9 protein-coding genes are annotated in these 12,887 nt (G+C 66.7%); all 9 read left to right on the forward strand.

The annotated features are described in order from the left end of the window. Positions 1-62: 62 nt before the first annotated feature. From ACSQ3O_RS20165 to ACSQ3O_RS20205, 9 genes are read left to right on the forward strand one after another with little or no spacing between them, the layout of a single operon-like run. Positions 63-3,773: a tape measure protein gene (locus tag ACSQ3O_RS20165; protein ID WP_436140243.1), complete on the forward strand. Its 3,711-nt coding sequence runs from the start codon at positions 63-65 to the stop codon at positions 3,771-3,773. 6 nt (positions 3,774-3,779) lie between these two features. Beyond that, positions 3,780-4,178, forward strand: a complete 399-nt coding sequence (locus tag ACSQ3O_RS20170) for a hypothetical protein (protein ID WP_436140244.1) — start codon at positions 3,780-3,782, stop codon at positions 4,176-4,178. A gap of 3 nt (positions 4,179-4,181) precedes the next feature. Further along, on the forward strand, positions 4,182-5,867 hold the full coding sequence (locus tag ACSQ3O_RS20175) for a hypothetical protein (protein ID WP_436140245.1): 1,686 nt from the start codon (positions 4,182-4,184) through the stop codon (positions 5,865-5,867). A gap of 13 nt (positions 5,868-5,880) precedes the next feature. After that, on the forward strand, positions 5,881-7,788 hold the full coding sequence (locus ACSQ3O_RS20180) for a hypothetical protein (protein ID WP_436140246.1): 1,908 nt from the start codon (positions 5,881-5,883) through the stop codon (positions 7,786-7,788). A gap of 9 nt (positions 7,789-7,797) precedes the next feature. Continuing rightward, complete coding sequence (locus ACSQ3O_RS20185; protein ID WP_436140247.1) at positions 7,798-8,961, forward strand: hypothetical protein; 1,164 nt, start codon at positions 7,798-7,800, stop codon at positions 8,959-8,961. A 2-nt stretch (positions 8,962-8,963) separates the two neighbouring features. Continuing rightward, the gene (locus ACSQ3O_RS20190) at positions 8,964-10,307 is read left to right on the forward strand and encodes an SPRY domain-containing protein (protein WP_436140248.1); all 1,344 of its coding nucleotides are present in this window, start codon (positions 8,964-8,966) and stop codon (positions 10,305-10,307) included. Continuing rightward, positions 10,304-10,738, forward strand: a complete 435-nt coding sequence (locus ACSQ3O_RS20195; RefSeq protein WP_436140249.1) for a hypothetical protein — start codon at positions 10,304-10,306, stop codon at positions 10,736-10,738. The genes ACSQ3O_RS20190 and ACSQ3O_RS20195 overlap by 4 nt, the downstream gene beginning before the upstream one ends. A gap of 10 nt (positions 10,739-10,748) precedes the next feature. Next, positions 10,749-12,644, forward strand: coding sequence for a hypothetical protein (locus ACSQ3O_RS20200; RefSeq protein ID WP_436140250.1), 1,896 nt, complete (start codon positions 10,749-10,751; stop codon positions 12,642-12,644). Continuing rightward, positions 12,637-12,858, forward strand: a complete 222-nt coding sequence (locus ACSQ3O_RS20205; RefSeq protein ID WP_252659462.1) for a hypothetical protein — start codon at positions 12,637-12,639, stop codon at positions 12,856-12,858. Before ACSQ3O_RS20200 ends, ACSQ3O_RS20205 begins: the two co-directional genes overlap by 8 nt. Positions 12,859-12,887 lie beyond the last annotated feature (29 nt).

Here is a 12,887-nt window from a genome sequence, read left to right on the forward strand (position 1 = left end):
GGCCGCCCGCCGCTTTCCCAGGCGGTGCGCGGCCTTTTCTTTTCTCAGCCCTTCAACAGCCCATGGCCACCGGAAACGACAACAAGCTTGACTACACGGTCCGCGTCAAAGATGAGGGACTGGAAAAGCTCGGCAGGACGCTAGAGACCACCGAGGACGCGACCAAGGATCTTGGTGCGGCAGCGACAACGGCGGGCGCGGGACTGGACAAGCTCAATTCATCAGCCGACAAGGCCGGAAACGAAATAGCGGAACTGGCACGGTCTTTTGACGAAAAGACCCAGGCCATCAAGGCCGCGCTGCAAGTCGAGCAATCGGAGATCGAACTCCAGCGCCAGCAATTGGCAGCCAGCCAGTCGGAGCAGCAGGCAATTCTGAAGTCTGCGACAGCACGTGGGGATGAATCACTCGCCACGCAGGCACAAAACCGCTTGCGGCAAATTGAAGCTGAGCAACTCGCCTTATCGGCGCGTGCGAAGCGGACTGAAGCGGAGGCCGTCCAACAGACCACTGATGCGCGACGCGAGCAAATGGCCCTTGTTGGGCCACTCACGGCAGCGCAGGCCAGTTCGACGGCGGCCGCCGAGAACCACGCCAAGGCTCTTCGCGTTCAGGCGGATGCCGCAGATCAGGCAGCACAAAGCACCCGAGACCTTGGTCGCAGCTCCAATCAGATGGGCAGTGAGCTGGCCGAGCTGAAGAGCGCAGTGGACGCCAAGACCGCCGCTATCAAGAACGGCCTGCAGGTCGAACAGAGCGCGATCGAGCTGCAGCGGCAACACCTGGCGGCCAGCCAGGCGGAGCAGCAAGCCCGCCTGCAAGCTGCCCAGGCAAAGGGCGACGACGCCGCTGTAGCCCGTGCCAGGAATGCTCTGGCCCAAGTGGAGGCCGACCAACTGGCGCTGGTCGCCCGCGCCAAACGTGCCGAAGCCGATGCAACCCAGAAAGCGACAGCAGCGCGCCGTGAGGAGCTGGCGGCAGTCGGGCCGCTGAATGCCGCCCAGGCCCAGGAGCTGCAGGCCGCTGAAAACTACACCCGCGCCCTTCGCGTTGAAGCGGCTGCTGCCGATCAGGCTGCGCAGCGCACTCGGGAGATGGGTGCCGCTCATCGGTCAGCCGTTGGCGCCACGGACCAGCTCAGCAGTCGCGTCGGGAACCTGTCTCAATTGCTGGGGCAGATGGCGGGCGCATTGGGCGCCGCCTTCACGTTCCGAGAGCTGGTCACTGCGGCTGCGCAGATGGAGCAGCTGCGCAGCGGTCTTACGGCTGTCACCGGCGATGCCGCCAAGGCGGGGAAAGAGCTGGAGTTTGTCCGCCAGGTCGCCATCCGCATCGGGGCAGACGTCACCGAGGTTGGCAAGGCTTTCTTGAGTCTCTCAGCGGCAACCAAGGGCACCGCAGTCGAGGGAGAGCCTACACGCCAGGTGTTCGAAGCGGTGGCCACCGCTATGGGCAAGGCGGGCAAGAGCAGCGCTGAAACCTCCCTGGCTCTGCAGGCTCTAGCCCAGATGGCCAGCAAGGGCGTCGTGCAGATGGAAGAGCTGCGTGGCCAGCTCGGTGAATCGCTGCCGGGTGCACTCAACGCGGCCGCCAGAGGCTTGGGCATCACGACGGCCGACTTGATCAAGTTGGTTGAGGAGGGAAAGATCGCAGCCAGCGACCTGTTCCCCGCGCTTTCTAAGGGACTCAACGAGTTGTATGGCGGTGCACCCTCGGCTCAGACCCTGAGCCAGGAGATCACCAACATCAAGAACTCGTTCACCGAGATGGCTGCGAACATCGGTGACGCGGGTGGCCTCACTGCTTTGAAGACTGGTGCGGAGATCGCACAGAGCGCCATAGTCGTGCTGGATGCATCGGTCGTTGCTGTCGGAAAGAGCATCGGCACGGTGATCGCAGCCGTGGTGAACAGGGATTTCTCTGGCCTGAAACAGGCTTTCACGGATATCCAGAAGGAAGCGCAGGACAAGCTGCTGAAGGCTGCTCAGCACAACGAGACCCTGCGCAACGCCATCAAGGCGAGCGGCGACCAGGCCGCCATCACAGCACTGGCCCAACAGGACCTGGCCGCCAAGACGCAGCAGGCAGGTGCCGCAGCGGCCACGGGTGTCAGCGACTTCATCAAGCTGCAGAACGGCTACCGCCTGGTGCAGGAGTCCATCCGTGAGCAGATTGCCGAGCAGGAAAAAAGCCTGATCGCTCGGGACGCCGAAGGCAAGGCCACCGTTGCGCTGGCAACAGCGTTTGGCACAGAGGCTGCACAGCGTGCGGCCGTCGCCAGTGCTGCCGCGACCTCCGCCGCTGAGCAGGAAAAGTTGGCCAAGCTCAAGCTGACGGAGCTGGCCACCATGCAGGAAGAGCTGAAGGCGCTGAAAGCCGAGACGGCTCAGATGGCGGTGATTGATGACACCAAGAAGAAGCAAATCGCTGATCTGGAAAAGCTGATCGGGCTGCGTCAGCAGGACGCGGACAAGGCCGTCGCGCAGGCCCAGGCGGGCCGGTTGGCCGCAGAGCAAGCCAAGGCCGAAGCCGAGGCCTACAAAGACAACAGCGCCCGCGTGAATGAGTTGCGTGAAGCCTATGAAAGCGCCAAAGCCAAGCTGGAAGAAGTGCGCGCGGCCAAAGCTGCAGGCAGAGCCACAGCCGAGGAACTCGCCAGGGCTGAGCTTGAGGCTGGCAAAGCCGCCCTGGTGTATCGGGACGCTCTCCAGGACCAGCTCCAGGCCATCGAAGCCAAGCGCAACATGCAGGCTGTCGAGATCGACGTGCAATCGACCGCCGTGCGCCTCGCGATTGAGCAGCAGCGTGCAATCTATGAGGTCGCCAGGGCACGTGGAGATGAGCGAACGGCAATTGCCGCGCAAAACGAAATGCGGCGCCTGGAGATCCAGCTGCTGCAACTGACCGCCCAGGCCAAGCGCGCAGAGGCTGAAGCTGCCATTGCCAGCGCAGAGGCCAAGAAGGCCGAGCTGATCGCGGCTGATCAGTACAACGGGGCCAAGAAGCTGGAGATCGAAGCAGCAATCAAGGCCGCCGAGGTCAAGCGTATGGAGGGTGACATTGCCGAGGTGGCGGCCAACAAGCTGCGCAGCCTGGCTCAAGTGCAGGGAAGTTTGAAGGCTTCCACTGACAACGCTACTGGGGCGATCTACAGCCAAGCTGCAGCGATGGAGCGACTTGCCGAAGGGGTAGAGCGAGTCGGCGAAGGCTTCCGGAACAAGGACGGCTTCACGTCCGACGCCAAAGGCAACGTCCAGCAGCAGTTCATCTGGACTCAGGCCTCGATTGTTGACTACCTCAAGCAGGCCGGCCTGGACGAGTTGCTCGCCGAGCGGCTCTCGAAAGACTTCCTCAATAGCAACGGCGACGTGCCCTACCTCGCAACAGAAGCCCAGAAGCAATGGGCTGGCAAGTGGGGAACGCTGTCTGAAGCGCTGGGCAAGATGGTCGAGTTTTACAAGTTTGACGACACCGGCAAGCACAGGGCCAGCGAGATGCTGGACTTTGAGAAGAGAAGGCGCGGCACGCCACAGCTGCGACCCCAGCAACCAGCTGCCAACGGCAGCGGTGGCGGCGATACGGAAGACGGAAGTGGCAGCAGCCGCAGCAGTGGCATCGCCAGCGGCAGCAGCGCGCCTGGCGCCACCTACGTCTCCAACATCACCATCGACGGCGTCCAGACGCCCGTGCGCTTTGCAGACGCCCAGAGCCAGGCCCAGACCGAGGACCTGCTGCGCAAGCTCGCCCGCGCCAAAGGCACCGCTGCCAGGTAACCCCCCATGAGCATCACACTGACCTACAGCGGCACCACCGCATATCTGAGCGACCGCCTCCACTGGGCCGATGAGTTCGACTGGTCCCCTGTTGAGCAGGTCACCGCTTACAGCACCACCGGCCGCCTGCTGGTGGACGTGGCCGTCAAGCAATCGGGCCAGCCCGTCACGCTGGAAGGCACCGACACCAACGCCTGGATCAGCCGCGCCCTGTGCAGCACCCTGCAGGCCTGGGCTGCGCTGCCAGGCATCCAGCTCGACCTGGTGCTGCGCGGAGCCACTCACCAGGTCATCTTCGACCACGCCAAGGGCGGCTTCAGTGCCCAGCCTGTCTGGAAGCTGCTCGACGGCGAGATCACGTCCGAGCTGTTCTACCGCCCCACCTTCCGTTTTCTGAAAGTCTGACCCATGACCATCCTTGAAGGCGACATCAAGCTGCTCGCGTCCCGCGTGATGGACGACGTGCCCGAGGGCGGCGGCGGCCCCACCGGCACCGTCATCCCCTACGGCGGCAGCAACCACATCTTCCGCGACATCACCGAGGCCGACCGGGCGGGTGGCAACGTGTCCATCATGCAGGTGCATGCGGCTGTGATGACCAGCAACGCCGAGCCCTACATGGGCGCGAACTTCATCCTCTCTATGCCGCCCACCGACCCCAACGTGTCGGTCACCCTGGCGAAGTGCAACCTGTTCGCCCGCCGTACCGAGATCGCTGCGGCCATTGCCAATTACCTGATCAAGGCGTCCGAGTGGTCGGGCTATTTGTTAGAAAACCATGTCCTGGGCCAGAAGAACATCCAGCTCTTCCACCGCCCGGGCACCGCCACACCGCCCATCGGCCGCACCCTGGTGCTGATCTACAACGAAGGCCAGCCCGACGAGCGCGCCCAGTACATCCGGGTCACCAGGGTCACAACCGAAACGCGAACGTTCACCTACAACACGGGCGGCGCGTTTGTGGACTTCCTGGGCTCGGTCACCCAGCTGGACTTGTCCGACAGCCTGCGCTTTGACTTCCCCGGCAGTCCCCCCGACCGGGGCTTCGGGCGCGACCCACTCAAGACCATGATCCGCGACACCTCGGTGGCGGATGCGGCGGAATACTACGGCGCGGCCCCCACGGTCCTGGCCGCCGCCATTGGAGACAGCGTGGTGAAGGTGGACAGCATCTACACCCAGCTCGTGCCCAACTCGCGCACCGAGACCTCGGCCCTGGACCAGCGCCCGGCCGCCACGCGCTCCATCGTGCTGGCCGACGCACCGCGCCGGGTAGAGATCGCGGCGGCCGCCCACACCCAGCGCATCAAGATCGGCCAGGAGAACCGGGGGTTCAACTACGTCTTCATGCTCAAGCCGCTGCCCGAGCCGGGCACGGTCACCGTGAGCTGGATGGCGCTGGGCACTTGGTACGAGCTGCAGGACGACGGCGCAGGCGTCTTCACGGGCAGTGGCGTGGGCCAGCTCATCTATGGCACGGGCAGCGGCAGCGTGACGCTGCCCGTGCTGCCCGACGTGGGCAGCGCGCTCATCGTCCAGTGGGGCGAGCGCGTGGGCTACACAAACCGCAGCACGCAGGGCGCGGCCATCCGCGCGCCGGAGTACTGCTGGACGCTGGAGCATGAGGGCGTGGTGCCTGGCTCCCCCGAGTTCACCTGGTACAGCGCGGGCGTGCTGCGCACCGCCACGGCCAATGCCGCAGGCGTCATCAGCGGCGATGCGACAGGCCTGGTGGACTACCCCAGCGGCACCGTGCTGCTGCGCACCGTGCACCTACCCGACCCGGGCGACGAGATCAGCACGGCCTACGACACCGACGTGGTGGTCAAGGAGATGCTCGTCCCCGGCGCGCCCGACGCAGGCGGCTACATCACGCTCAGCCTGGCCCAGCAGCCCGCAGCAGGCACCCTGCAGATCGAGTGGGCCACGGCCCGCACCACCACCAACACCAGCGGCGGCAGCGTGACGAACACCAACGCCATTAAGAACACTGGTGTGACCTACACGACGCGCTCGGTGCCCGAATACCGCGAGCCCGAGTCCACCAGCGGCAGCAGCGGTGGTGATCGTGTTGACTGGCCGCGCACTTCTTGAGGAGACACTACCCATGCCCATCGCCTACGTTGAGCGCCCCTTCACCATCACCAGCACCGTCGGCAGCTCCAGCACGCTGACTCAGGAATCCGGCCGCACGGCCGATGGCCGCATCGTCGTGGCCCAGACGGTCACCGACGACGGCGCAGGCGCCTTCATCGGCGGCCTGGGCACCGTCAATTACGGCGCCAAGCAGGTCAACCTGCGCGTCGTGCAGTTCGACCGCAGCACCGAGTCCTACAAGAGCGACTACGACAACGCCACCGAGTTCGGCAACACCGTGGGCGACGGCAGCGGCAGCAGCAATGCCGACAGCCGCAAGGGCGCCTCCTACGGCACCACCAGCGTGGGGGAGCAGATTTTGGCGACCTCCAGCGTGGTGGCCCGCTACCGGGTGGCTCCTGCGGTGGTTACCGCCCGCACCGACAGCTTTGCGCCCCAGTCCATCGTCATCGACCTGTGCCCCTACACCTCCGATTCCATCGTGCCCGGCAGCGTGCAGTTTGTGTGGATGGGCGAGACGTACACCGACTTCGAAGGCGTGATCTACCGGGGCCGCACGGGCAGTAACCCGGGCATCAACTCCGGCCGCATCGACTACGCCGCAGGCACCGCGCAAATGACCGACTACGTGGTCGGCCCCAACCCCGATTCCATCACCCTGCAAAGCCTGTGGACCCGGCGCAGCGCCTGGAAGACCGCCAGCATCTTCATGCGCACCCAGGCCGCCCCCATCAAGCCCACGGGCTACGTGCTCACGCTCACCGACACCGCAGGCAACGCCCTCACGGCCACGGGCGACCTCAACGGCAACCTGCTGGGCGCCCACATGTGGGGGCACATCGACTACCAGACGGGCGTGGTGGAGCTGCAGTTTGGCGACTTCGTCCTGGACTCCAGCCTCACCGCTGCCCAGAAGGCAGAGTGGTGGTACGACGCCGCCGACGTGGGCGCCGTGGAGGCGGGCAAGATCTGGCGCCCCTGGCCGGTGGACCCCACCACGCTGCGCTACAACAGCGTGGCTTACTTCTACCTGCCGCTCGATGCCGACATCGTGGGCCTGGACCCGGTGCGCCTGCCGCCCGATGGCCGCGTGCCCAAGTACCGGGTGGGCAGCTATGTGGTGATCGGCCACACGGGCGTGGTGCCCGCCGCCACCTACACGGACGGCCAGACCGTCAACTGCGCCCGCGAGCGCCTCTCGCGCGTGTACCTGGTCGGCGCAGACGGCCAGCTCATCCGCACCGGCTACGCGCCCAACCTGGACGCGGGCACCATCGCCATCACCGACGTGACCGGCTGGGTGCAGCCTGTGACCGTGAAGCACCGCATCGAGCAGATGGCCCGCGTGGCCGACGTGCAGATCGACGGCACCCTCAAGCTCACCAAGCAGCTTGCCCACGACTTCCCGGTGGGGAGCGTCGTCTCCAGCGCCATCATGGCGGGCAACCTGCGCGCCCGGGCGCTGCCGGTGTTCGATCAGCAGACCTGGGACGGTGTGACCTGGTCCGACGTCACGGTCGGCAACCCGGCGCCCTCGACATACAACGACGGGGCCTTCCCGGTAGTTGTGACCAACGCGGGCGCCATGACCGAGCGCTTTGCCCTGCGCGTGCTCACCGGGGGCACCGACGTGGAGGTGATCGGCGAGCACGTGGGCAACCTGGGCACCTTCAGCCGCAACACCACCATCGCGCCTATCAACCCGATCAGCGGCGCCCCTTACTTCACCCTGGCCGCTGCAGGCTGGGGCGCTGGCTGGGTGCCGGGCAACACGCTGTTCCTGCCCACCGTCGGCGCGTACTACCCACTCGTGGCCATCCGCGCCACGCAGCCCAGCGAGGCCATCGGCACCGACTACGCATTTGAACTCACTGAGCGCGGCGATATCGACCGCGCGCCCACCAACCCCGTCATCTAAGCCGCAACCATGATCTACACCTTTGATTCCGCAATGACCGGCGCCTCGGTCCTGTCTGGCTCTGCAGGCGCGCTGCGCGCCGTGCTCAAGGCCTGCCTGGTCGATGGCTTCGGCGCCGGGGCCGTGACATCGCTCACGGTGAATGCAGGCATTGCCACCGCCAACTATGCGGGCTCGCATCCCTTCCGCGTAGGCAGCGTGGGCCAGTTCGCGGGCGCCACACCCGCAGGGCTCAATGGGCAAAAGCCCATCCTGAGCACCACGGCCTCCAGCGTCACGTTTGCCGCACCTGGCGTTGCCAACGGGGCGGCCACTGGCACCATCACCAGCAAGCTGGCGGCCGCTGGCTGGCAAGAGCTGTTTGCGGGCACCCTTGCCAACGTGCTGTGCGTAAAGCCCACCGTCCCCGAGGCATCGGGTTGCGTACTGCGCGTGGCCGACACCGGCACCACCAACGCCCGGGTGCGCGCCCATGAGAGCATGACGGACGCCTCCACAGGCCCCGGCACCACGCCGCTGGAAGCGCAGGTGTCCGGGGGCCTGTACTGGCCCAAGAGCAGCGCGGCCAACGCCACGGCGCGCGCCTGGTATATGGTGGCCGACGAGCGTGCCTTCTACCTGGCGGTGGACCCAGCAGGCACGGGCCGATTCACGGTGCTGTTCGCGGGTGATATCGGCAGCTTTAAAAGCGGCGATGCCTACGGCTACCTGGTCACGGGCAATGAGGCCGACCAGGCCAACGTCAGCACCGTGCCCAACGGCTGCGTGGGCTACTCGCACCGCAGCGCCCGGGTGGGCGCCTACCTGGTGCGCTCCCACACGGCCATCGGCCAGGCGATTGCGGCGCAACGCATCGGCGCCCACCACAACGGCAGCACGGCGGATGCCTACGCGGGCACCTCGGGCTATTCGTGGGCCACGTATCCCAACGGCCCCAACAACGGCCTGTTGACCGGCCCCCTGGAGCTGGTTGCGCAGGGCATCCGGGGTACCTTGCCGGGCCTGCTGCACCCGGTGCAAGACCTGGGCACGGCGTTTGCCAATGGCGGCATCGTGGAGGGCACCGATGACCTGGCCGGGCGCCGCCTGCTGGCGATCCGCACCGCACCGCCCGCTGGTGCAGTGACCGCTGGGACCGTATTCCTGGACACCACCGGCCCCTGGAGCCGCTGAGCATGGCCGCGCGTTTTTGGAGGCTCAGCGGCTTCATGCTGGGGGGTAACGACCTGGAGCTGGCAGAGATTGCGCTGCTCAACGGCACCACGCGCCTCGATGGCGCCGCCACCCTCACGGCCAGCCATGCGCCCATCGCGGGCACGCTGGCTGCGCTCAAGGACAACAACGTGGGCAGCAGCTGCCGTTTCGCCGCGCAGGCTGTGGCCTCGGCCGGGTTCTTCCTGCACTGGGACATGGGGTCGGATGTCGAGGTGGATGGGCTGCGCCTGGCTGCAGGCGCATCTGAGCAGCACTGGCCGAAGTCACTGTCGGTGGCGTATTGGAGCGATGCACAGGGCTGGGTGTATGTCACCGAAGGCACCGGCCTGGTGTTTCCCGGTGCCAATACCTGGGCCACGGACGCGGTGGCGGGTGTGGTCCCCAGCACCTGGAACCCTGCGGACCGAGGGACAGGCGTCACGCTGTCTGAGGGCGACCTCTACGCCAGCAGCAGCTACTTCTACTACGCAGTTCGCAGCGTGCACGGTGTGTCCTCAAGGAAGTGCTACTGGGAGGTCTCTGATCTGAGCGGCTATTCGATGCCAGGCATCGTGACGGCTGCGGCGCCCGTGGAGGTTTTGACGCCCGAGGGGGCTTATCCGGGGTCTAACGCGCACGGCTGGGGCTACTACGGCGCAGGGGTGCTGTACCACGGCGCGGTTGAGGTGCTCACGGGATTGCCAACGGCTGGCACCTTCTCCGTCATGAGTTTTTTGCTTGACATGGATTTAGGCACGCTGCGGCTGTGGTTCGACGGGGTGGATGCGGGCGTTGTGGCGTCCGGGCTCGTCGGGCCCATTTACGCGTTTTTTGGGTCGGGTGCGAGTGCCATTGCAACCTGCCGGGCGAACTTCGGGGCCACACCGTTTGTGTATGTGCCGCCTGCGGGCTTCCAGGCGGGGTTTGGCCCCACGCGCCTGCTGTTCCCGACGCAGGGCGCGCAGCAGGTGCGGCCGTCGCGCATTGCTGCGGGGCTGGCTGTCAGTGCCCCGGTGCCCGCTTTCTCTACCAAGAGGATTTCGCGTGCTCAGGTGGCCCGCGACGTGGAGTTTGGCGGCCAGGCGCGCATCTGGGGCACCACCAAGATCAAGGGCACGCCCAACGTGCCCACCAAGGCCCGGGTGGTGCTGCAGCACCAACGCAGCAAGCTGCCCGTGCGCGAGACCTGGAGCGATCCAGTGACCGGTGCGTTTGAGTTTTCTGGACTCGACGCCAGCCAGCAGTTCCTGACGCTGGTCGAAGACCTGGCGGGCAACTTCCGCCCGGTGGTCGCCAGCAAGCTGGTGCCCGAGGTGCTGGCATGAGCGGCACCTGGCGTGTGGGCCCCGCGACGGCCCTGGCCCAGCTGCAGGCCGCGATTGACCTGGCAGACGATGGCCCCGGCCCGAGCCGGGTTCTGCTCTTCACCACCGACCGCCATCCAGCTCTGGACGGCGCAGCGGGCGACACGCCGCAGGCCGAGATCGTGCTGGCTGTGCCCTGCGCGTCCATCGTGGGCGGTGGGCTTGTGCTGCACGTGGCCGACCCGGGCGGCTCCCTGGTGCTGACCACCGGCATGCCCCGCTGGGGCCTGTGGGTCAACGCAGCGGGCGACATCGTGGCCGAAGGTAGCGTGACAGACGAAGCCAACGGCGGCGACTTCTGGGTGGAAGGTGGCAACACGCCGCTGGGCGAGACCAGCCCGCTGCTGCAGGCCGGTGGCCTGGTGGTGCTGGGCACCACCTCACTCACATAAGGGCCAGCGCGTGGCAAGCACCGATCTGCTCTTCGACCAGGCGCCCAACCCAACGGGTGGGCCGGTCGAGATCGTATTTGGAGACGACGGCGGGGGCGGCACGCCCGACGTGGTCGAGTTGCATGCGGCGGGCACGATCACGGGCCTGCGCGGCCGCATCGGTGTGCGTGTGGCGGCCCGGCTGCGGGCGCATGGCTCCATCACCGGCCTGCGCGGGCGCATCGGCGTGGTGTTCGACGTCAACGTTGAGCGGCCGATCACCACCACGACCGTCAACGGCTGGCAGGATGCCGCGCCCGTGCGGGCCAGCACCCAGGTGCGCTACGAGCAGGCCCAGCCGGTGCCCGCCGCCGTGCAGGCCAACTGGCAAGACGCCCGCACCGTGGGCACGCCCCACCAGGCGCGCTGGCAACAGGCCCAGCCCCGGGCGGTCACCGTGCGCCAGGTCATGCAGCAGGCCCAGCGCCTGGGCAGCGCCCCAGCCCTGCAGCGGTTTGAAGACGCCGAGCGCCTGCGTTCCATCACCCTGCAAGCCATGCAGCAAGCCCAGCAGCTCGCAGCGCCCCCGGTGTTGCAGCGGTTTGAAGACGCCACGCGGCTGCGCCACCTGGTGCAAAGCCGGTTTGAGGAAGCCCAGCACCGCCAGGCCGCTGTGCACAGCGCATTTGGCCGTGCGGTGCCGCTGTCCCGCGTGGTGGCCGTTCGGTATGAGGAGGCTCGCAAGCTGCCGCCCGGCGTCAGCGCGCCCGTGCAGCCGCCCATTGAGACGCCTTGCTACGTGCCCGTCCTGCCCGCGCATCTGGTGTTTGAAGACCTGGCCGACAGCAGCCTGCCTGTGGGCCTGGTGTTTGTGTGCGATGGCCATGGGCCTGGGCCGCAGCCTGGCGAAACCATCGTTGTCCCTGTTCGAAGGACTTACATCGTGATCAACAACATCACCCTGCACCGGGTGGACACGGGCGCCGAGCTGAATGCCCACAGCTTCAGCATGTCGCTGGACCACCAGTCCTGGACCTGGTCCTGGACGGCTTCACTGCACAACGATGCGGCCAATCACCTGGGCCGCGACAGCGCGGGCGATCCGGCCGAGCTGGCGGTGCTGGTCAACGGGGTGGAGTTCCGTCTGCGACTGGAAGGCAAGTCGCGGGACCGGCGTTTCAGCCCCACGCGCTGGGCGGTGTCTGGCAAGGGCAAGGCCTCGGTGCTGGGCTCGGCCGACGCCCCCAAGCAGTCGTTCCGCAACCTGGTGGACCGCACGGCCCAGCAGCTCATGGCCGACGTGCTCACCGTGAACGGCGTCCCCATGGGTTGGACGGTGGATTGGGGCCTGGAAGATTGGCACGTGCCCGCAGGGGCTTGGGCGATGCAGGGCAACTACATCGACGCCATCAACGACATCGCTGGCGCGGCCGGTGGCTACGTGCAGCCCCACAACACGGCCGCCACGCTGCGGGTGCTGCCGCGCTACCCACTGGCGCCCTGGCACTGGGGCAGCGTCACGCCAGACTTTGAGATTCCGGCCCATGCGGCCGAGGTGGAGGGCACCGAGTTCATCGACAAGCCAGCCTACAACCGGGTTTTCTTGGGCGGCATCGGTGCGGGGGTGTTTGGGCCGTTCACCCGAGCGGGCACCCCAGGCAACGTGATCGCCCCCCAAGTGAACCATGCGCTGATCACCCACCCGGACGCGCACCGGCAGCGGGGCATTGCCGAGCTGTCGGATACCGGCAAGCAAGAGCGGATCACCTTGAACATGCAGGTGCTGCCCGAGACCGGCGTGATTGTGCCGGGCAAGTTCATCCGCTACCTGGGCGACACCCCGGTGATGGGCATCGTGCGCAGCACGTCCATCGAGTGGAGCCGCCCCCGCCTGCGCCAAACGCTGGAGATCGAGACCCATGCCTAACGCTTACCGGGAGTTCATGGCGCTGATGCCCGACCAGCCCCTGGAGGTGGGCGAGATCACCTCCATCGCCGGGGGCGTGGCCATCATCACTCTGCCAGGCGGCGGGGTGATCCAGGCGCGGGGCGAGGGGACAGCCGGGCAGCGCGTGTTTGTGCGCGCTGGCTTGATTGAAGGGGGAGCACCGACGCTGACGTATGTGTCGGCCGAGGGGTAGAGCGAAAAAAGACGGGCGACCTGACCAGG

Source organism: Acidovorax sp. LjRoot74 (assembly GCF_964254355.1).
In the GTDB taxonomy this organism is placed as follows: domain Bacteria; phylum Pseudomonadota; class Gammaproteobacteria; order Burkholderiales; family Burkholderiaceae_C; genus Acidovorax.